The sequence below is a fragment of the Trinickia sp. NRRL B-1857 genome (assembly GCF_050470685.1).
GTDB lineage: Bacteria > Pseudomonadota > Gammaproteobacteria > Burkholderiales > Burkholderiaceae > Trinickia.
In genome coordinates this window covers 405,051-426,574 of sequence record NZ_JBFLUK010000011.1, presented here as the reverse complement: position 1 = coordinate 426,574, position 21,524 = coordinate 405,051, and the positions used below count along the sequence as shown (strand labels likewise).

Here is a 21,524-nt window from a genome sequence, read left to right as displayed (position 1 = left end):
ATCAAGCTCCGTCGCTCGCCGTGAAGCTGAACGCGAGGCTGCCCGTCGGCGTGAACGCCAAATGGACGGCGGCGAACGGTTCGGCCAGCGAGATCCGCTCGAGCACTTCGCGCGCCAACTCGGGTAACACGATCTGCGTGAGGATATGGTCCACGTTGCGCGCGCCGCTATCCACTTCCTTGCAACGCTCGGTGATCACGCGGGCGAAATCGTCGTCCCAGGTGAGCTCCGCGTGATGGTTGCGAGAGAAGCGCTCGGCAAGCCGGTTCAGCTTCAAATTCACGATGGCCGCGATCTGCGCGTCGCCGAGGTGGTAGTACGGTACGAGCACGAGCCGGCCCAAAAAGGCCGGGCTGAACTGGCGCAAGAGCGCCGGCCGCAACCGCTCGATCAACTCCTCAGGCGCAGGACGGCGTCCGCCTTGGCTCGCTTCGGTGATGATCTCCTGGGCTGCATTCGAGGTCAGCAGGATCAGCGTGTTTTTGAAGTCGATCGGCACGCCTTCGCCGTCTTCCATGACCCCTTTATCGAAGACCTGGAAGAACAGCTCGAGCACGTCGGGATGCGCCTTCTCCATTTCGTCGAGCAACACGACGCTATAGGGACGGCGCCGCACCGCTTCCGTGAGCACGCCGCCGCGTCCGTATCCGACATAGCCGGGGGGCGCGCCCTTGAGCCCCGACACGCTGTGCGCTTCCTGAAACTCCGACATGTTCACGGTGATCATGTTGCGCTCGCCGCCGTAGAGCGTATCGGCCAGCGCGGCGGCCGTTTCGGTCTTGCCGACGCCGCTCGGGCCGACCAGCAAGAACACGCCGACCGGTTTGCCCGGATCGTCGAGGTCGGCGCGGAACGTGCGCACGCGGCGGGCAATGGCGTCGAGCGCCTCGTCCTGGCCGACGACGCGCTCGGCCAACTTGTCGTGAAGATAGAGCACCGTATGCAGCTCGTCGGCCAGCATCCGGCCGACGGGAATGCCGGTCCAGCCCGAAATCACTTCCGCGACCATCGTCGAATCGACATAGACCGGTACCATCGGTTCGTCGTTCTGCACGGCCTCGAGGCCTTTTTCGAGGCGGCCGAGGTTGGCCAGCAGCGATGGCCCATCCTCGCCCTCCTCGCCTTCTTCGGCCGGTTCGGGCGAATCCGAATCCACCTGGCGCGCGATCTTGCGCCGCCAAGCGAGGATCTCTTCCACGGCGCGCTGCTCCGTCGCGAGCTTTTCCGTGAGCCGCGCGTGTTTCGTGCGCTGCTCTTCGAGCTGCTTCGTCAAAGCGGCGATGGCATCGGCATGATCGGCGCCCGTCGCCGCTTCGTGACGCAAGATCCGCAACTGGTTTTCGCCCGATTCGAGCGCACGGCCGAGCGCTTCGATGTCCTCCGGCACGCCGCTTTGCCCGATCGCCACGCGCGCGCAGGCCGTATCGAGCACGCTGATCGCCTTATCGGGCAGCTGACGCCCCGAGATGTACCGATGCGAAAGCTTGACCGCGTCGCGCACCGCTTCGTCGACGATCTCCACGCCATGGTGATGCGCGAGCTTGGGCACCATGCCGCGCAGCATTTCGATGGCGACCGCTTCGCTCGGCTCGTCGACCTTGACGACTTGGAAACGGCGCGCCAATGCCGGATCGCGCTCGACGTACTTCTTGTACTCGGCCCAAGTCGTGGCCGCGATCGTACGCAGCTCGCCGCGAGCCAGCGCGGGCTTGAGCAGATTGGCCGCATCGCCTTGGCCTTCGCTCCCACCGGCGCCGATCAGCTGATGGGCCTCGTCGATGAACAGAATTACGGGGACCGGCGACGCCTTCACCTCGGCAATCACCGATTTCAACCGATTCTCGAACTCGCCCTTCACGCCCGCACCGGCTTGCAACAGGGCGAGGTCGAGCGAGCGCACGGTCACGTTCAGCAGCGCGGGGGGAACCTGGCCCTGCACGATGCGCTGAGCGAACCCTTCCACGACGGCCGTCTTGCCGACGCCGGCCTCGCCCGTGAGGATCGGATTGTTTTGACGCCGACGCAGCAGGACATCGATCAGTTGGCGAATCTCGAGATCGCGTCCGCAGATCGGATCGATCGCGCCTTCGCGCGCCAACTCCGTCAGATCGACCGTGTATTGCGCGAGCGCCGAGCCGCCCGGCTTGCCGCCGGCGGCCGTCGGCATCGCGGGCAGCGGCGATTGTCCGCCGGGCGACGCACCGGCCGCAGGCGCGGCGGCGGCCGGGCCGCCGTCTTCGTTCGATGCCGCAAGCACCGCAGCGAGCGATTCGCGCAGCGTCGCGCGCGGGATCTTCAACAGCGAAGGCGCGGAATCGATCAGCAATCCGCGCAAGCTATCGACCTCCAGCAAAGCCAGCAGCACCGTGCCCGAACGGATCTGCTGCTGACCGAGCAGCATCGAACTCAATAGCCACGCTTCTTGAAACAGCCGGGAAAAGTTCGGCGACAGCGCAGGAGTACGACCGTTGCCGCGCTTGAACTGATCCACCGCCTTTTGAAGTTGTGCGCATACTTCGGCGCTCGCGACCTCGAAATGCTCGAGGATCACGCGCAGATCGGGTGCATCCGATTCCAGCAGTTGCAGCAAGAAGTGTTCGACGTCGACGTTGTAATGCGTTTGCCGCACGCACAATTGCGCGGCAAGCTCCATCGCGTGCTTGCATGCCGGATCGAGACGGCTCACCAAAGTGCGGATGTCGATTTCCATAGTGGTTCGGTTACGCGTTCGATGGTCGCCATGGCGCCGCGCTCGGCGTCATGCGCAAGGTGAATCGGGCCGGTGCGCGCGGTCCCGGTGCCGCGGGTTCCGCGGTCGCGGGACGTTGCGCGCCCAGCCAGGACGTCCAACCGAGACGAGCGGCGCCCGCGCCGCCGACGGCACAGGCCGCTTGCCCCGGCGCGGGCCGCAGCACCACGTGAACGTCGAGGTCTTGCTCCAAATACGATTGCACGAGCCATGCGGTCAGCTCGTGCAATTTGCCGCCGGGCAACAGCGCTTCGAACCGCTCCGGCGGCAGATCGACGAACTCGATGCGGATACCGGCCGCTTGATCCCAGCAGCGCCGCCCGACGACGCCACGGCCGTTCAAACGCGATGCACCGCGGCCGAGCCCCGACACCCGCACCGAATCGCGCGGATCGAGCTCGCGCCAACCGCCGACGAATTGACCGCCCCGCACCGCGACGCCAAGCCGATCCGACAGCATGGCCAGCAATCCGGCCATCGAGCGCGGCGCGCCGCCGAGCAAGCCTGCGTGACGCAGCCAGCGGCGCGCGCCGCCCGGCCCACGCTCGCCGGCACGCAAGCCCAGGTTGCCTAGCGCGTCGAGGCACGCGGTGAGCGCCGCGTCGTCGGGCGCGCGTGCGTTCAACCCCGGCGCATGTTTTTGCCGGCTGCGATAAAGGAACGAAAGGAAGCGATGATTGAAGATGTCGAGGAAATCCGACATCGCCGTCTCGCGCGCCGCGCGTCGCGCCAGCAACCATTCCGTGAACGGCAACGGCAGCGGTCCGCTCGCGCCGGCGAGCGACATCGCCGCCGTACTCACGGTATAGGTCGTGCGCTCGGGCTGCGCCGTCTGCGATCGCACGGCACGAATATCGCTCGGCTCGAAGGCGAGCGAGACATGACCGGCGAAGCGCACCGCCTCGTCGGTCCCGTCGCCCGTCCCAAGCGGCCGCGCCCACGATTGCGCGCATTCCAGCAAATGAATCGCCTGGAATAGGTCGAAATCGTGGGGATGGGCGAGGAGCCGGGCGATCAGAGCAGCTGTTGGCAACCGGTCATCGGTTCCCATTGCTTCCATATCTCGTCTCCACGGCAAACCACGAGCCGGACAAAAGAGTTGACCGACGTGCACATCGCGAAGAAACGCGCGAGCACGGCAGCCATCAAAAGCGGCGAGCCGCCGACGAACGCATCGGCATCGAACTCGATGTTCACTTCGGTGCCGCGGCAGTATCCACGCCAAGCGTCGGTGCCGACGTGCGCGGTCACATGGCGCGCTCCAATGCGGCTGATCCCACGAATCTGGTCTTGCTCGCGCAAGCCGTCCGAGGCGAACAGCGTCAACATCTCCTGCAACTCGCGCCGGCCGTTCGGCCCGCTGACGAGCGAGTGGTAGTTGCGCGTCAAGACCGACACCAGCCGCCAAAGCGTCTCGCTGCCCAGCGCCGGTTCGCGTTGCGCGGTGGGCTCGTACAGGCATCGCACGTGCGCATTGCGCGACACGCGCTCGACGAGCATGCGAGCGCCGACCGGCACGTGTTCGGCCAGACGGCGGTTCGTACAGAGGACGTTCGCATAGACGACCGGCGCGGCCGGCGCCGCAAAATTGCGGCTCGCATCGACGAAGCTCAAGTAGGTGTCGACGCCCGGCACGTTGCCCCGCACACTGTGCTCGCGGCGCGCGAACCAAAACGTCGACGGCTTCTGTCCGCCGTCCAAGTCCATGCGATCGACCGCCGTATAACCGGGCAGCACCGTCGCGCGATCCGCCACGGGATCTGACGCGATGACGGAGACGATCGAATGAATCTCCGTGATCGCTTCGCGCTTTTGCTCGGCGACGAGACGGTACTCGTAGCTGCGCCCGCCCACGACGATCGGCTCGCTGGTCTGCGCGAAGAGATTGACGATGGGCGTGCAGCCGAGCCGAAAATGCTGCGCGCCGATGTGCGCGAGCGAGCGCGGCGTACGATCGAGATGGAGCACGATTTCGCAGCTGCGGCCGCGGCCGAACGCCCCCGCCGGCACCTCTAAATCGAAGAAGTGAAATTTGCGCGCGAACGCGAAATACTCTTGCAGCAGCCCATAGGCCGGATGAGCGTGCGCCGGTTGCGGCAGCACGCGATCCTCTTCGGCGTACCCCACTTCGCGCCATGCCGTTTGCGCGAGCCGCACGAGCGGCGCGCCCTCGGGCGCAAGGGAAACGCTGGCGACGCTGGAGACGAGCAACTCGTAGAGCGGCATCGTCACCATCCAGTCGCCGTGCAAATGCAACCGCAGCGTGCGCACCTCGAGTTCGGAGAAGTCGACACCGGCGTCGCAGTCGAGGCGAAGGCGCAGCGTCGAGTCGTCGCCAAAGCGTGCATCGGCGATCGAAAGCGGCCACAGCACGGTTTCCCAAGCGGTGCGGAAGCGACACGCCTCGCCCGTTTCGGTGAGTGCCGACAACCCCGTATGGCGCGGCACGCGAAAACCCGCCGTCACCTTGCCTTGGGTCGGATCGAGTTCGAACTGCGCGACGGTCATCGACGGCACGCTTTGCGCGAGCGACGGGCACACGTTCTCGAGCAGCGCGGATGCGATTTGCGGAAAAGCTTGATCGAGGTCGCGATGAACGCGAGCGGCCAGGAACGCCGTGGCTTCGATGAGCCGTTCGGTATGCGGGTCGAGCGATTCCGTGCCGTGCAGCGCGAGACGCGCGGCGACTTTAGGGTAGCGCTGCGCAAAGTCGGCCCCCTGCACGCGCAAGTAGGACAGCTCGCGTTTGTAGTACTGAAGAATGTCGTCCGGCGCCATGTCGCTCAGCATCCATCCGGGTCGTCCCGGCTCTCGCCGGCGCCGGCCGCCAATTCGAAAAACACGTGTTCGACCGATCGCTCCACGCGAATATCGCCCTCGACGATGAGCACGGCATCGCGGCTCATCTCATCCTTGAAGCCGAACTTCACGGCAACGTTGACGAGCCGCGGCTCGAACAGCGCGATCGCGCGGCGGACTGCCGCGAGAATCGCGTCGCGATCCGCGCCCGAGCGCAACGAGCGTTCGGAAAAATCGGGCACGCCGTAGTCGAGCACGCCGCAATCGCTATGCGCGAACTCCGCCATCGTCAGGCGCGAGCGTGCGTTCAGCAGGCGCGCGAGCTCGCGCGCCACCGATTGCTTGAGCGCACCCTCCCCTTCGAGCCAGGCGCCGGTATCCTCGACGAGACGCTCGAATAGCGGCATCGGATAGCCGTGGCGGAGGGTCGACATAACGTGTGCGTTCAACTAACGGTACTAACGGTAGCCGGGTGCGCCGCATTGCGGCGGCGCACCGCGCTTCGTTTCGATTACGAGGCGCTGGCCGCCTTGTTCGCGGCAAGATCCCAACCGAACGACGCATTGCCCTTCTTCGTCGAATCGGTGCTTTGCTGCGTGTACTGCGACGTGATCTGCGTGAAGTGGATCGTGACCGAATCCGACATTTCCGAGCTGCCGCCGCCCGTGCTGATGTGCGAAATCATAGCGTTGGTCAGCACGTACTTCATCAGCAACATGAACTTGCCGCCTTCGTTGCGGCCGATCGAAATCGTCGCGTCGCCGAGCTTCGTGCCCGCTGCACACGCGGCATACAGCGCCGGGGTGGCTTGGTCGGTCGCCTTCGTGACCGAGAACTCGCTGAACGAGGGACGGCCCATCGTGCGCTCGGTGTTCGACGTGTCCGAATTCATCGGCATGCTGACGCTGTGGCTGAACGAGTACAGGATGATGCCGTCGGCGTAGCCGTCGATCATCGAGTTGCCCTTGATGTCCTTGAATTGCAGGATGACTGTATCCATGTTTGATCCGATTCGATAATTGGCGAAAGGAGCCGCGGCGCTCTGGAGAGCGCCGCGCATTCATAGGTCGCTTGCCGTTAGGCGGCCGCCGCCGGCAGATCCGCCACGAGGCGAATCGAAGCCGTCAGGTCTTCCATCTGGAAGTGCGGCTTGATAAAGCACGTCGCACGATAGGAGCCAGGCTTGCCCGGCACTTCCGTCACGTCCACGCGTGCCTCGCCGAGCGGGAAGCGAGCTTTTTGCTCCTGCGATGCCGACGGGTTGATCAGCACGTAATCGGAGATCCAGTTGTTCAGATACGCCTCGATACCGCCGCGCGTCTGGAAACTGCCCACCTTGTCGCGCATGATGACCTTCAGGTAGTGCGCGAAACGCGACGCGGCCAGCACGTACGGCAAGCGAGCCGAAAGCTGCGCGTTCGCATTGGCTTCGTCCTTGTTGTAGAGCACCGGCTTGTTGGTCGTCTGGCCGCCGAAGAATGCCGCGAAGTTCGAGCCCTTCGAGTTGACGAGCGCGATGAAGCCCAGGTCGCTGAGTTCCTTCTCGCGACGATCGGTGATCGTCACCTCGGTCGGGCACTTGAGCACGACGTCGCCTTCGGCCGTCTTATACGCATGCGCGGCGATACCGTCGACCTTGCCGCCGCCTTCCACGCCGCGAATCGCGGTGGACCAGCTGTACTTGGCAAACGCATCGGTAATGCGCAGGCCCATTTGATAGGCCGAATTCGCCCACAGGTACTTGCCGTGATCGGAGCCGTCGACGTCTTCCTCGAAGTTGAACGTCTCGACCGGCTTCGTCTTCGCGCCGTACGGCAGGCGCGCCGCATAGCTCGGCAGCACGAGCGAAACGTAGCGGGAGTCTTCCGACGAGCGGAAGCTACGCCACGTCGCGAGCTCGGCGCTTTCGAAGATCTTCGACAGATCGCGCGTCACGCCTAGCTCGGTGAACGACTTGAGGTCGAACAGGCTCGGCGAGGCGGAGGCGATGAACGGCGCGTGCGCGGCGGCGGCCACCTTCGAGATGCGCTCGAGCAGCGCGATATCCTGCGGATGCCGGCCGAACGTGTAATCGCCGATCAAGAGCGAGTACGGATACCCGCCGAACGTGCCGTATTCCTCTTCGTAGACCTTCTTGAAGAGCACGCTCATGTCGTGATCGACGGCGGTCTCCAGGTCCTTGAGCAATTCTTTCTTCGTGACGTTGAGCAGACGCAGCTTCAGGCGCGTGCTCGTCTCGGTGCCGTAGACCATGTCGTGCAGCCCCGTCCACGAGGCTTCGAGCGCTTGGAACGCCTCGTCGTGCATGATCGCGTTCAATTGATCCGTGAGCAGCTTGTCGATCTCGGCGACACGCTCGTTGATCATCGCGACCACGCCCTTATCGGGGCTCGTACGCATGCCTTCGTCGAGGATCTGCGATGCGAGCTGACCGATCAGCTTCTTCGCATAGACGCCTTGCGAGGGTTCGACGGCCATGTTGCCTTCGAGCACGATACGGTCGAGCAGGCTCAAATCTGCGTTCGTCGTGGCGCCGGCGGCCGACGATTCGACGGCGGAATTCGTTTCCATCTGGTAGTCCTTTGTCAGTTCGTTGCATCAGCGACTACGGGCGCGTGCCCGCGTCGCGCCGCTCATGCCGACGGCGCGCCTTCGGCTGCCTGCTCGGCGCCGGCGGCACCGCCGTTCGCCTCGCTCTGCACTTTTTTCAATTCTTCGGAGTTCTGAACGATCCGCTCAAGAATCGAATCGAGTTCGTCGTTGCCGTCGAGCTTGCCGAGCAAGTCGCGCAACTGCTGACGCGCTTCGAGCAGCTTCGCCAGACGCGGCACTTGACGCACGATGCTTTCGGGATGGAAATCGGAGAACTGATTGAACTTGAGCTCGACCTTCAGGTTGCCCTCGCCCTTCATCGTGTCCGGCACCGACAGGTCCAGACGCGGCGCGACCTTGCCCATGATTTCGTCGAAGTTGTCGCGGTCCACCTCGACGAAACGCCGTTCCTTCAACTTCGGCAGCGGCGTAGCCGGCTGGCCCGACAGGTCGGCGAGCAAGCCGACGACCAACGGCAACTCGCGCTTTTCGACAGCGTCGCCGATCTCGACGTCATAGGTGATCTGGACGCGCGGCGGACGATTGCGCCCGACCCACTTCTGCAAACTATTGGACATGGTCCCCTCCGGACTGAAAAAGACAAACACGCAATCGACATCGCGGCATGCATAGCGCTTGGCGATGAAATGACTCGGATTCGTAGGGGGGCGGGTACTACGGTGGGGGAGAAAAAATCACCCCTGAAGATGCCGGGACAACAGGCGACGCGAAGGCAAGCCGGGTAGGCCGTTGCGTCGCACCGATTTCCCAGCCACGGCGATGAACCGGCACGCCCCCCCGACCGCATACCGATTCACTGCGGAGGCGAGCGCGAACATCGTCAGACGCCGCGCGTGCCTCTTAATGGCTTACTCAAACGGTAGACGTTCGAAGATCCGTGGGTTGGTCCTGTGTTGGAAAGCTGATGTGGTCCGTCACGCTTAGCAAACTTCTGTTCTGGTGTCTTTGAGGCCGGACTCTAGCATAGAAAAGTTAAAAAGTGTGGCGTATCTAACAGACACCCGCTATTCAAATTTGGGACCAAGTCGCTCGCACAAAATGTTAAGAAAGAATTTGAAATCTATGCGTGTGGCGGCGAAAGCAAAGTTACGTGGAAACCCTAGTTGCGCGATGCGTTCGCCGCTCGCTTTTCGTAGAAAAAGTACAAATACCTGCGAGCCCCGGACACCCGGGTGTTTGGGCTGAAACCGCTCCCAGAGCAGCATAAACGGCGCTCCTACCCTATCTCTCTTTCAGTGGAATGAAGGCTGGGCAAACACACATCGACGCTCCGCTGCACCCACGCGACGGCCACGGTGGCCGGAGGTCATTGCCCCACGCGCGAACTCACTGCTATCCTGTTCTGGGATCTCACATCGGCCAAACAGAAACGTGTGACTCGATCCAATAAATCGCACTTTTAAAGTCAACCAAAGGTGAATACCCATGCCCGCATTTCAACCGCCCGTATTCACCGTTTTTAATCACGGAACCTGCGCCAGCCGAGATGGCCAAGGGGAAATCGTGGCCGAATTCGGCCGCTTGGCGGCGGGCCTCGAATACCAAGACTTTCTGATCTGCGACGGTCCCGGCAGCAACCCGACGACAAGCGCCATTCCAGGGCAATTCAATCCGTTCACACGCGACAAGCAAAAGAAAGCGTTTTTCGGCTCGAAAGAGATGGGGCACACCCATCACAATTGGCAAGCCACAGGCGTAATGACGGGAGCCGGTTGGGACGATAACGTCATGCACGCGGTCGCGACGATCGCGCAACTGAATCCCGCGCCGAAAACAATCAATATGCTCGGATGGAGCCGCGGTGCGGTCACGTGTACGAAGCTTGCCTACAAGCTTCGCGAGATTTTCCCCGATATCGCGGTCAACATTTTCGCGGTCGATCCCGTTGCCGGCATCGGGAACAAGAGCGACGACGATGCCAGCACAATTCGCGGCAACGTCAAGAACTACCTATCTGTCCTCTCGATGCACGAGACGCGCGGCTTTTTTAAGCCGCAGGATGCCAAGCGCGTCACGTTCACCAACGGCGCGACCAACGCGATCTACGTGCCGTTCCCGGGCAATCACAGCGGCCAAGTCAATCTCGATAAAAGCGTAAAGAAAGAGCTCGGCGAATCGGCGCAGATGGTCTGGTTCCTCGCATGGAAATTTATCGATCATTTCGGCACGCGATTCACGGCTCCTCCATCGCCCGATTACAATGGATTGGAGCAATGCAATCTTTATGCAAAAATGAAATCGAAGATGCCGGGCTATAAGAAGACGAGCCCCGGTTTTTCGCAGGCTGTGCTAGGCGCTCGTAAAACGCGAGACTTCCTGAACAATCGCGTCGACCAGTACGTCAAATTCTCGGATTTCTTTATTAACGAGCACCATCGGCGCATATTCAAGCGCATGCTCCCCGCGCTTTACATGTGGGTGTTCGAGAACCAAGGGATCGACACGGGAGCCGTCATTCAAGACTATAGAAAAGCCGGATTCTATTCGGCGTTGAAGCAGTCGCTGATCGACATCGGCTTTCAGCCGACCACGCTCGGCGGGGTCCCCACCGTGCTGCTCCCGATCCGGGGCGGCGGCGTGCAGGCGATCGATATCTCGGGGCGACAGTTGACCGCCAGCATGTCCGGCATGGGCCTTTACGCTTGAGCGTCGAAGGTTGTTCCGTAGTCCGAGCAATCCGCCGCCAATCGACCGGGCTGAGCTCAACCGGTCCGCTCCGCGCAAGACGTTGACCTGAGTCAACTGCGCCGGCGACCGTAGGGTCAAGATGAACAGACCGCTATGCCGGAAACGGCATCCGTTAGCGGCAAGCTTTCATCTGGACGACCCACGGTTGCCGAACCATGAACAAGCGACACTCGATACGCTGGCGGTGGCTGTTGCTCGCCGCGTGCGGCGCGGCCATCGCCGTTCAAGTTCAAGCCGAAGCGCTTGCGACGCGTGTCCTCGTCCCCACGCAGCGCTACGACGAACTCGTCTCCGATGCGGTCGTCGAATCGACGCGACAAACGGAAATCGCCGCGCAAGTGCCGGGGCGCGTCACCGCGCTCTACGTCAAAGCGGGAGATCGCGTCGGCGCCGGGCAACCGCTCGTGACCGTCGATCAGCGCGCGGCGGACCAACAGTTGGCGGCCGTTCGCGCGCAGGCAGCGGCGGCGCAAGCCGATCTCGACGTCGCCCGGCGCGAGCTCGAGCGAACGCAAACGCTATTCGCACGCAAATATGTGAGCCAGGCGGCACTCGATCGCGCTCAAGCGCGCTATCGAGCGGCCGCGGCAATCTCCACGTCTCGGCTTGCGCAAACACGGGCAGCCGCCGTCGAGCCTACGCTGCATAGCATCTCGGCGCCCTACGCGGCCATCGTCGCCCGCGTGGATGTCGAACTCGGGTCGATGGCAATGCCGGGCACCCCGCTCGTCACGGTGCTCGATCCGAACGCGCTGCGCGCGGTCGCGACCGTGCCGCAATCGCGCGTTGCCCTATTGCAGATGCGTTCGCCCGCGCGCATCGAATTGCCGGACCTGCCCGAACCCGATCGCTGGCAAACCGCAAGTTCAGTCACGATTTTGCCGCTTGCCGACCCTCAGAGCGATTCGATCAAGATTCGTCTCGCCCTGCCGCCATCGACAAGCAATGGCATACGGCCGGGGATGTTCGCACGTGCCCATTTCCCGATCGGCGCGCCGCATCCGCGCTTGATGGTGCCGCTATCGGCCGTCGTGCGCCGCACCGAAGTGGATGCGGTCTATGTCGTGGCCGACGATGGCAGCGCGACGCTTCGACAGGTGCGGCTAGGCGAGACGAGCGCCGATCAGGTCGAAGTGCTGGCCGGCCTATCGTTCGGCGAGCGCATCGCGCTCGAACCGCTCGCCGCGGCCAAACGCTGACGCCTACGGACGCCCTCGCCATGAACGAGCCCAAACTCGGCGTCTCGGGCCGTATCGCCGGTTTCTTCCAAGCGAGCCGGATCACGCCGTTGCTGGCGCTCGTCGCGCTGCTCCTCGGCCTGTTCGCGATGGCAATGACGCCGCGCGAAGAGGAGCCGCAAATCAATGTGACGATGGCCAACGTGCTCGTGCCGTTCCCCGGCGCAAGCGCCCGCGACGTGGAGCGTATGGTGGCCGGTCCCGCCGAGCAGGTACTTTCTCGCATCACCGGGATCGAACATGTCATGTCGGTGTCCCGGCCGGGCCTCGCGGTGCTGACGGTGCAATTCAAAGTGGGCGTGCCGCGCACGGAAGCACTCGTGCGCCTGTACGACACGGTGTTCTCTAACGAAGATTGGCTGCCGAAGAATCTCGGCGTGTTGCCCCCGCTCATCAAGCCGAAAGGCATCGACGACGTCCCCATCGTCGTATTGACGCTTTACACGACGCGGGCGGACGGCAACGCCTACGATTTGGAACGCGTCGGACATTCGATCGAGGCGGAACTCAAGCGCGTACCGGGCACGCGCGACGTGACGACGCTCGGGGGCCCGAACCGGGCGGTCAACGTACTGCTCGATCCGGGCCGGATGCGTGCGGCGGGCGTGACCGTGGACGACTTGCGGCGCGTGTTGGCCGCCGCCAACGCCGGCGCCGAGGTGGGCGACCTCGTTCGGAACAACCGCAATGTGCATATCGAGAGCGGCCCCGTGCTGACCGACGCCCGCGACGTCGGCGACGTCATCGTCGCGGTCCATGACGGTCATCCCGTATTCGTCTCCGACGTCGCCACCATCAAGGACGGGCCGCCCGCCGCCACGCGCTACGTATGGGAGGGACTCGCGGGCGCACATCGCACGGAATATCCGGCGATCTCGGTCACGGTGACCAAAAAGCCCGGGGAAAACGCCGTCACGGTTGCGCGCAATGTCCTGCGCCGCGTCGACACGCTGCGCAACGCCGTGATACCGGGCGACGTGAAAATCGAGGTTGCGCGCGACTATGGCGTAACGGCGAACGCCAAAGCCCTGAAGCTCATCGAAAAGCTCGCGTTCGCGACGACCTCGGTGGTGGTGCTCGTGCTCTTCGCACTCGGTTGGCGGGAGGCCATCGTCGTCGGCGCGGCCGTGATCCTTACGCTGACCGCCACGCTGTTCGCCTCCTGGGCCTGGGGGTTCACGCTCAATCGCGTCTCGCTGTTCGCGTTGATCCTATCGATCGGCATTCTGGTCGACGATGCCATCGTCGTCGTCGAAAACATCCATCGACATCAACTACTCGATCCCAAGGCGCCGCTCACGGCACTGATTCCCCCCGCTGTCGATGAAGTAGGCGGTCCCACGATCCTTGCCACCTTGACGGTGATCGCGGCTTTGCTGCCGATGGCGTTCGTCAGCGGGCTGATGGGCCCTTACATGAGCCCGATTCCGATCAACGCGAGCATGGGCATGGCGATCTCGCTAACGATCGCATTCGTCGTCACGCCTTGGCTATCTCGCACGTGGTTCGCTCACGCCCGGCATGGGGAGAACGGCGGGAAAGCGCGGCGCGATCTGCGCGGCAAGCTTTTGCCATGGTTCAACACGCTCTTCGCCCCGTTCCTCGACGACGCGCGCGGCGGCCGAAATCGCATGCTGCTGTGGCTCGGCGTGGCCGGCGCGATCGTGCTGTCGCTGGTGCTGCCCGCCACGCGACTCGTTGTATTGAAGATGCTGCCGTTCGACAACAAGTCGGAATTTCAAGTGATCGTCGACATGCCCGCCGGCACGCCGCTCGAACGCACGAGCGCGGTACTGCACGAGATGGGCGCCTACCTCGCCACCGTACCCGAAACCGCGACGTATCAAGCCTATGCCGGCCTGTCCGCGCCGATCAACTTCAACGGACTCGTGCGCCAATACTATTTGCGCAGCGGCGGCAACGTAGGCGACATCCAAGTCAATCTCGTCGATCAATCGAAGCGCCGCCGGCAAAGCCATGCCGTCGCCACTTTCGTGCGGCCGGCGCTCGAACGGATCGCCGAGCGCGAGGGCGCGCGCGTCAAAGTCGTGGAAGTGCCGCCGGGGCCGCCCGTGCTCGCGCCGATCGTGGCCGAGGTGTACGGCGGCGACATCGCCGAGCGCAACGCCTTGGCCCATGCCGTGCGCGGCGTGTTCGCCGCCACCGCGGGCGTCGTCGACGTCGACGACAGCACCGTCGCGCCGGCGCCCCAGCGCGACTTGGAATTGGACCGGCGCAAAGCAGGACTGCTCGGGGTCGAGCAGCAAGACGTGGCGCAAACGCTGCGCGCGGGCTTGAGCGGCGAGGACGTCACCTACGTTCGCGACGGCAGCAAGTATCCACCGGCCGTACGCCTTGCGCTGCCCGCCTCGCTCGACGGCGATTCGGCCGCATTGCTGGCGCTCGCCGTGCGCGGCGCCAAAGGACAACTCGTCCCGCTGTCGGAGCTCGTCCAAGCGCGCGAGACGCAGGTGGAGCAACCGATCTATCACAAAGACCTGCTGCCGGTGACCTACGTCGTGGGCGACATGGCGGGCAAAGTCGACAGTCCGCTGTACGGCATGTTCGGCATGCGCGGCGCGCTGGCGAAGTTGCAGGTCCCGGGCGGCGGCGCGCTCGGCGAATGGTTCGTTCGCCAACCGGACGACCCGTATCGCGGCTTCTCGGTCAAATGGGACGGCGAATGGCAGATCACCTACGAGACGTTCCGCGACATGGGGATCGCCTATGCAGTCGGGCTCGTTTTGATCTATTTGCTCGTCGTGGCCCAGTTCGGCTCGTATCTCACCCCGCTTGTGATCATGGCGCCGATTCCGCTGACCGTCATCGGCGTCATGCCGGGCCATGCCCTACTCGGCGCGCAGTTCACGGCCACCTCGATGATCGGCATGATCGCGCTTGCCGGCATCATCGTGCGCAACTCGATCCTGCTCGTCGACTTCATCAACCTGCAACTCGCCGAAGGGATCCCGTTTCGCGACGCCGTCGTCAGCTCGGCCGCCACGCGTGCGCAGCCGATCGTGCTCACCGCCGTGGCGGCGATGATCGGCGCGCTGTTCATCCTCGACGATCCGATCTTCAACGGTCTAGCCGTCTCGCTCATCTTCGGCATCCTCGTCTCGACGCTGCTCACGCTCGTCGTGATCCCGTTGCTCTATTACACGGCCTATCGGCACCGCGTCGCCGTCGAGCCGACTTCTCCTCCCGACGCGTAAGGAGCCCATGATGACTTCCTGGCAAATCACCCGTATCGGCGCCGGCCTTATCGTGCTCGTCACGCTTTCGCTCGGCGCCCCGGCGAGCCCCTTTTTCGTCAGCGCCTGGTGGCTCTGGGCCACGGCCTTCGTCGGCGCCAACTTGTTGCAAAGCGGCTTCACGCAGTGGTGTCCGATGGAAATCGTCATGCGCAAGCTCGGCGTGCGCGGCGGTGCATAAACGCCCTATGCACGGCGCACGGTACGGCTAGGGGACAGCGATGAAGCACGGCGTAAAAGGGTGGGCCCTCATGCTGCTCGCGATCGGCACCGCCGCTCATGCCGAAACGGACCTGCTCGGCGCGGCGCAAAGCGCGCTCGCGCACGACAGCGTCTATGCGGCCGCGCTCGCGCAGCGCGACGCCGACCGCACGAAGCGCGCACAGGGACGCGCCGGCTATCTGCCGCAGATCTTCGCGACAGGCAACGTCCGCTACGGCAGCATCGATCAGGAAACGAGCGGCGCGCATTTTTCCGGCGGCAACTTCGGCGCGAGCGACGGCATCGCGTTCGATACGCGCGCGGCGGGCGCCACCGGCGCGGGATGGGCCATTACGATCAAAGAAAATATCTACAGCGCCACCAAACACGCCGAAGCTCAGCAAATGAACGACGCCGCCGATGCCGGCGACGTCTCCCTGCGGCTAGCGCGGCAAACACTGCTGTTGCAAGTCGCCCAGTCGTACTTGGCTGTGCTCGCGGCGCAAGACGACGTCGCGGCATTGCAATCCACGCACGATGCGGCGCTTCAAGCGCGCGACATCGCACAGGGCCGCTTCGACACCGGCGATGCATCCATCACGGATGTCAGCGATGCCCAGTCTCGGGCCGACCTTGCGCAAGCGGAAATGCTCGCCGCGCAAACCGCGCTCGATTTGAAGCGCGCCGAATTGGAAGACCTCACGGGGCAGTCCGACGCCACGGTACGCCCATTGCCGGCGGCGGCTGCGGTCGAGTCGCTGCCCGCCGGAAACTTCGCCGATTGGCAGTCGCGTGCGATGCAGGATAACCCGTTGATTGCGCTGCGTCGTCTAGGCGTGGACAGCGCTCGCGCGGACACGTCGCGCTATCGACCCGGCGCGGGCACGACAGTCGATGCCTTCGCCTCCTATATCGGCGACCGCATCAACGGCGCGGGCTACGGCGGCAACAGTTCGATGCGCAGCAACAGCGCGGTGGTCGGCATCATGGTCACCATTCCGCTCTATACGGGCGGCTTGCGGCACGCGAAAGCGCAAGAAAGCGCCGCGCTTTTGAAACGCGCGGATCTCGACGAAGACGCCGCGCGAGTCTCGGTCGCGCGCGAGGTTCGACAGGCCTTCCTCGGCATGCAAAGCGCGCAAATCCAAGTGCGCGCCCTCACGCAAGCGCTGCACTCGGCCGAATTGCAACTCGATGCGAACCGCACCGGCTTCGAGACCGGAGAGCGCCCATCGATCGACGTACTCAACGCCGAGCGCGTGCTCTTTGCAACCCGCCGCGATTTAGCGGCGGCGCGCTATCAAGTGTTGTTCAACCGGCTGCGGCTTGCAGCGACGGCGGGCGAGCTCGACGAGGACCAGATCGCGCAAATCAATGCGCTTTTGCACTAACCGCCAAGCAGCTCGGACGCCGCGCGGCGCATCGGAGGAGAACACAGCATGGCTCATATCGTGATACTAGGCGCCGGACTCGGCGGCCTATCGATGGCCTACGCAATGCGCAAGGCCGCGCGCGAGGGCGACGGCATCACGGTCGTCTCCGACAACACGCACTTTCATTTCGTCCCGTCCAATCCGTGGGTCGCCGTGGGTTGGCGCAAGCGCGAAGACGTTGCCGTCGAATTGCAGCCCGTGCTCGAGAAAAAGCGGATCGGCTTCGACGCGGCCGGTGCGAAACGCGTCCACCCCGAGCGCAACGAGATCGAACTGGCTGACGGCCGGTCTCTGATCTACGACTATCTCATCGTCGCCACGGGCCCTAAGCTCGCATTCGACGAAGTGCCGGGTCTAGGGCCAAACGCGCATACCGCATCCATCTGCCACATCGATCACGCCGAGCGCGCGGCGGCCAACTGGGAGGCATTCGTCGCGAGTCCGGGGCCGATCGTCGTCGGCGCAGTGCAAGGCGCATCGTGCTATGGGCCCGCGTACGAATACGCGATGATCATGGACACCGACTTGCGCCGGCGCAAAATCCGCGACCGCGTACCGATGACGTTCGTGACCGCCGAGCCGTATGTGGGGCATCTCGGCTTAGGCGGCGTGGGAGATTCCAAGGGGATGTTGGAATCGCTGATGCGCGAGCGCGACATCAAGTGGATCTGCAACGCAAAGACGACGAGCATCGAAGCGGACCGTCTATTCGTGACCGAGTACGACGACTTGGGACAAGAGCGCCGCAAACACGAACTCGCGTTCAAGCACTGTATGATGCTGCCCGCGTTCAAGGGCGTCGATGCGCTGGCCGGCATCGAGAAGCTGACTAATCCGCGCGGCTTCGTCCTCATCGACGAATTCCAACGCAATCCGACGTACGACAACGTCTACGCCGTGGGCGTGTGCGTGGCGATTCCCCCGATCGAGGCAACGCCCGTGCCGACGGGCGTTCCGAAAACCGGCTTCATGATCGAATCGATGGTCAGCGCGACCGCGGAAAACGTCCGCGCGGTGCTCGACGGGCAACCGCCTTCGACACGCGCGACATGGAACGCTATCTGTCTGGCGGACTTCGGCGATAAAGGCGTGGCGTTCGTTGCACTACCTCAAATACCGCCGCGCAACCTGAACTGGTCGAGCGAGGGCAAGTGGGTGCACGTGGCGAAGATCGGGTTCGAAAAGTACTTTATGCATCGCATGCGCACGGGCGGAACCGAGCCGGCCTACGAGCGCATGCTGCTCGAGTTGCTGGGCGTGAGGAAACTCAAGCCGGGCGCGTGAAGCCAAGCGCGATTCGGGGCCGGCTGCCGGTACGCGCGCGTTCCAGCTAGGCGGCGACCGGCCTCGCGTGGCGCAACATCGTTTCGATCTCGCCCGGCGCCACGGGCTTGCTGAAATGGTAGCCCTGGATCTCGTGGCAATTGTTGTCGGCGAGGAAGTCGACCTGCTCTTGCGTCTCGACGCCCTCGGCGATCACGCTCAGATTCAACCGCTGTCCGAGCGAGATCACGGCGATTGCGATCGCTTTGTCGTCTTCGCCGTGAGGCAGCTCGCGCACGAACGACTTATCGATCTTCAGCCGCCCGACGGGGAAGTGCTTCAACGCGCTCAGGCTAGAGTAGCCCGTTCCGAAGTCGTCGATCGACAAGCGCACGCCCATTTGCTGCAAACGCTGCATCGTGTCGATCGAGCCTTCCAAATCGCGCATGATGAGGCTTTCGGTCAGCTCGAGCTCAAGATACTCGGGCGCGAGTCCCGTGCGCACCAGCGCCTTCGCGACCTGGTCGATCCACCCTCTGCGCAAGAACTGGTGGGCCGAAACGTTGACCGACATCGTGATCGGCGGCAGGCCTTCATCCTGCCAGCGGCGATTTTGCGCGCACGCCGTTTCCAGCACCCAATCGCCGATCGGCACGATGAGGCCCGTCTCCTCCGCGATGGGAATGAATTCGGCCGGCGAGATCGTGCCTTCGATAGGGTGGTCCCAGCGCAACAGCGCCTCGACCCCGAACACGGTCCCCGTTCTGGCATCGATTTGCGGCTGGTAGACGAGACGGAATTGACCATCGTCGAGCGCGACTCTCAATTGCTCTCGCCGGCGCAACCGCTCGTGCACCTTGATGTTCATCTCGGACGTATAGAACTGGTAGTTGTTGCGGCCCAATTCCTTCGCGCGATACATCGCGGCATCGGCATTCATCAGTAACGTCTGCGCGTCATCGCCGTCCGCCGGGTAGCGCGCGAACCCCATACTGCACGTGACCTTGTAAGCCTGCCCCTCCAAGTGAACGGGCTCCGCGATCGCCCTGCGCAGCCGTTCTATCACGGCACGCAGCGCTTGCTCGTCGAGCAAATCGTCGAATAGCACGAGCACGAACTCGTCGCCGCCCAGACGCACGACCGTGTCGATGCTGCGCACGCATTCGCGCATGCGCGCGGCAATCGTCTTCAACAGCTCGTCGCCCGAATGATGCCCGAGGCTATCGTTGATCAGTTTGAAGTTGTCGAGATCGACGAACGCCACCGTCACGCCGCGCGCATAGCGCTGCGCATGGGCCAACGCCTGACTCAATCGATCCGCGAGCAATGTGCGATTCGGCAGCCCCGTGAGCGCGTCGTGATTCGCCATGTGACGAATGCTGTCCTCGGCGCGCGTGCGTTCGATTGCGATGCCGGCGATACGAAGCGCCATCGCGACGGTTTGCGATTCGATGTCGTCATAGGCCCGTTCGCTATGTGCGAACACCGTCAACGCGCCCAACGCACTGCCCTCGTGCGACAAAATGGGCATCGCGCGGCACGCGCTGTACTCCTGCATCCGCGCTTTCAATACGAATTCGCCGTGACGCGCGTGGCCGGGCAGGTTGGTGATCGAAACGGGTTGGTGCGTATAGATCGCGAGTCCGCTGGGCCCGGAATCCGGGCCGATCGTCCAGCCGTTCGCAAGCTGGCTGAACGCGGCCGGCAGGCTCGGCGCGGCGCCGACGCGCAGATGCATGCCATCGTCGTCGCGCAGCATCACGACGCAGGCACTGTCGGGAATTTGCGATTCGAGCAAATGCATGAGTGCGCCCAGTACCTCCTCGAGCGGCGTGCTCGTGGCGATCATCTCCAACACGCGGTTTTGCTCGGCGCGCATGACCTCCGCGCGCTTACGCGCGGTGACGTCGCGCACGATCGCGACGACGCCGTCGTCCACCCGTACCAATTGCCGATGCAGCCAGACCGCCGAGCCGTCCGGGCGAACGTGCCGCCATTCGCGCTCGGCAACCTCGCCTCCCTCGAATACGCTCGAAAATTCGCGAGCCGTTCCGCCGTCGCCTTGATCGAGAAATACATCGTCGGAGAGTGCGCCGATCAGCGCGTCGCGAGGCTTGCCCATCATCTCCACGCCTCGACGGCTTATGTCCCGCAATACGAAGCGCGACGGCGCGGCACGCGGCGCGGTTTTGGCCGGCCCGTCACCGTCGGCGGGCACGCGCTCCCAGACGAAGAAGGCATCCAAGCTTGCCTCCGAGGCGACCGAGTAGGTCTGCCGCAGGCGGCGCGCACGCGCCTGGCTCCGCGACAACTCGCGACTCTTCAAGCTCAAGATCGTCGTCAGCACCACGAGCAAGAGGCTTCCCACGACCGTCTCGGCGACATAGACCAGGCGGTCGTGCCGATACTGGGCCAGTTGTTCGTCTCGCGACAGGCCGACGATCGCGACGAGCGGAAAGCCGTGCAGCGCGCGGATGTTCGTGAAGCGCTCGATCCCGTCGTCCCACGGTTGGACCGCAAGTTCCTCGGTCTCGTCGGCGGAATCCAATGCGGGCGGAACGACCGCACCCCAAGACGTGTCCTCTCCGGTCTGTTGCACGCGCATCGCGCCGTCTGTACCGAGCAAACCGAGAAAGCCCTGCCGCCCCATCCGCAATGAGTCGTAGCTGCTCGTGAAATACGACGGATCGACGGTGAGCGCCACGACACCCGCGAATTCGCCCGTTGCGCTCGATAAGCGGCGGCTGAACACGAGCTCGGGCGCGTTCGTGTCGCGATTGGTGCGCGTGCGGCCGACGAACAAGTTGTCCGCGTGTCGCTGCGCCCGGAAAAACGCTCGGTCCGCCACGTTGTGCGCGGTGATCACATGCGTGCTAGCGGTGACGTTGCCGCGGCTGTCGGTGATCGCCATTTGAAAAACGATCGCCGAGGGCAACATGTCTCGATTCTGAAGCCGAGCGAGCGCCTCGTCGCCACTCGCGGCATACGCATAAGCCACCGTCTTGAGCGTTTGATCGATCGAGACGAGGCTGCGCACCACTTGCGCCTCGTAGGTGTCGGCCAATTCGCGGCTCGACTTGACCGCGGCGATCGTAGCCGCCGTATGTTCGACTTCCAATACGTCGATCAACGCGCCCCAAGCCAGCACCAGCATGACGAGGGCAAACACCGGAAACCAAAGCCATGTCTGCGTCAATCGAGGCCGCCCATAGGCGATCAAAGACCGGACCTGTGCCCCGGCATGATGGAGTACGGCAAACGCTCGACCGCCCATTGTTGTTTTCCT

At 63.8% G+C, this 21,524-nt stretch carries 14 protein-coding genes; 6 read left to right on the top strand and 8 right to left on the bottom strand.

The features are described 5' to 3' along the window. Position 1: 1 nt before the first annotated feature. From tssH to tssB, 7 genes are all read right to left on the bottom strand, one after another. Positions 2-2,710, bottom strand: a complete 2,709-nt coding sequence (tssH, locus tag AB1286_RS22985; protein WP_430365551.1) for a type VI secretion system ATPase TssH — start codon at positions 2,708-2,710, stop codon at positions 2-4. A 10-nt stretch (positions 2,711-2,720) separates the two neighbouring features. Then, on the bottom strand, positions 2,721-3,782 hold the full coding sequence (gene tssG / locus AB1286_RS22980) for a type VI secretion system baseplate subunit TssG (RefSeq protein ID WP_430365550.1): 1,062 nt from the start codon (positions 3,780-3,782) through the stop codon (positions 2,721-2,723). Beyond that, the gene (tssF, locus tag AB1286_RS22975) at positions 3,764-5,527 is read right to left on the bottom strand and encodes a type VI secretion system baseplate subunit TssF (protein WP_430367289.1); all 1,764 of its coding nucleotides are present in this window, start codon (positions 5,525-5,527) and stop codon (positions 3,764-3,766) included. Before tssF ends, tssG begins: the two co-directional genes overlap by 19 nt. A gap of 5 nt (positions 5,528-5,532) precedes the next feature. Next, the gene (gene tssE, locus AB1286_RS22970; protein ID WP_430365549.1) at positions 5,533-5,982 is read right to left on the bottom strand and encodes a type VI secretion system baseplate subunit TssE; all 450 of its coding nucleotides are present in this window, start codon (positions 5,980-5,982) and stop codon (positions 5,533-5,535) included. Between the two features lie 77 nt (positions 5,983-6,059). Continuing rightward, positions 6,060-6,548: an Hcp family type VI secretion system effector gene (locus AB1286_RS22965; RefSeq protein ID WP_430365548.1), complete on the bottom strand. Its 489-nt coding sequence runs from the start codon at positions 6,546-6,548 to the stop codon at positions 6,060-6,062. A gap of 77 nt (positions 6,549-6,625) precedes the next feature. Next, on the bottom strand, positions 6,626-8,119 hold the full coding sequence (tssC, locus tag AB1286_RS22960) for a type VI secretion system contractile sheath large subunit (protein WP_430365547.1): 1,494 nt from the start codon (positions 8,117-8,119) through the stop codon (positions 6,626-6,628). Positions 8,120-8,181: 62 nt separating this feature from the next. Beyond that, positions 8,182-8,718, bottom strand: a complete 537-nt coding sequence (gene tssB, locus AB1286_RS22955) for a type VI secretion system contractile sheath small subunit (protein WP_430365546.1) — start codon at positions 8,716-8,718, stop codon at positions 8,182-8,184. Between the two features lie 868 nt (positions 8,719-9,586). Here tssB and AB1286_RS22950 point away from each other — a divergent pair. The 6 genes from AB1286_RS22950 to AB1286_RS22925 all read left to right on the top strand — a co-directional run bounded on the left by AB1286_RS22950 (position 9,587) and on the right by AB1286_RS22925 (position 18,259). Then, positions 9,587-10,807, top strand: a complete 1,221-nt coding sequence (locus tag AB1286_RS22950) for a DUF5621 domain-containing protein (protein ID WP_430365545.1) — start codon at positions 9,587-9,589, stop codon at positions 10,805-10,807. 197 nt (positions 10,808-11,004) lie between these two features. Then, positions 11,005-12,048 carry an efflux RND transporter periplasmic adaptor subunit gene (locus AB1286_RS22945; RefSeq protein WP_430365544.1) on the top strand — a complete coding sequence of 348 codons (1,044 nt, stop codon included), beginning with the start codon at positions 11,005-11,007 and terminating at the stop codon, positions 12,046-12,048. 20 nt (positions 12,049-12,068) lie between these two features. Further along, the gene (locus AB1286_RS22940; protein WP_430365543.1) at positions 12,069-15,302 is read left to right on the top strand and encodes an efflux RND transporter permease subunit; all 3,234 of its coding nucleotides are present in this window, start codon (positions 12,069-12,071) and stop codon (positions 15,300-15,302) included. Between the two features lie 10 nt (positions 15,303-15,312). Then, positions 15,313-15,522, top strand: a complete 210-nt coding sequence (locus AB1286_RS22935; RefSeq protein WP_430365542.1) for a YgaP family membrane protein — start codon at positions 15,313-15,315, stop codon at positions 15,520-15,522. Between the two features lie 40 nt (positions 15,523-15,562). Beyond that, positions 15,563-16,933 carry a TolC family protein gene (locus AB1286_RS22930; protein WP_430365541.1) on the top strand — a complete coding sequence of 457 codons (1,371 nt, stop codon included), beginning with the start codon at positions 15,563-15,565 and terminating at the stop codon, positions 16,931-16,933. Positions 16,934-16,981: 48 nt separating this feature from the next. After that, the gene (locus AB1286_RS22925; protein WP_430365540.1) at positions 16,982-18,259 is read left to right on the top strand and encodes an NAD(P)/FAD-dependent oxidoreductase; all 1,278 of its coding nucleotides are present in this window, start codon (positions 16,982-16,984) and stop codon (positions 18,257-18,259) included. A 46-nt stretch (positions 18,260-18,305) separates the two neighbouring features. Here AB1286_RS22925 and AB1286_RS22920 read toward each other — a convergent pair whose 3' ends face one another. Further along, positions 18,306-21,512 (bottom strand): bifunctional diguanylate cyclase/phosphodiesterase, encoded by a 3,207-nt coding sequence (locus AB1286_RS22920; protein ID WP_430365539.1) that lies wholly within the window; start codon positions 21,510-21,512, stop codon positions 18,306-18,308. Between the last annotated feature and the right edge of the window lie 12 nt (positions 21,513-21,524).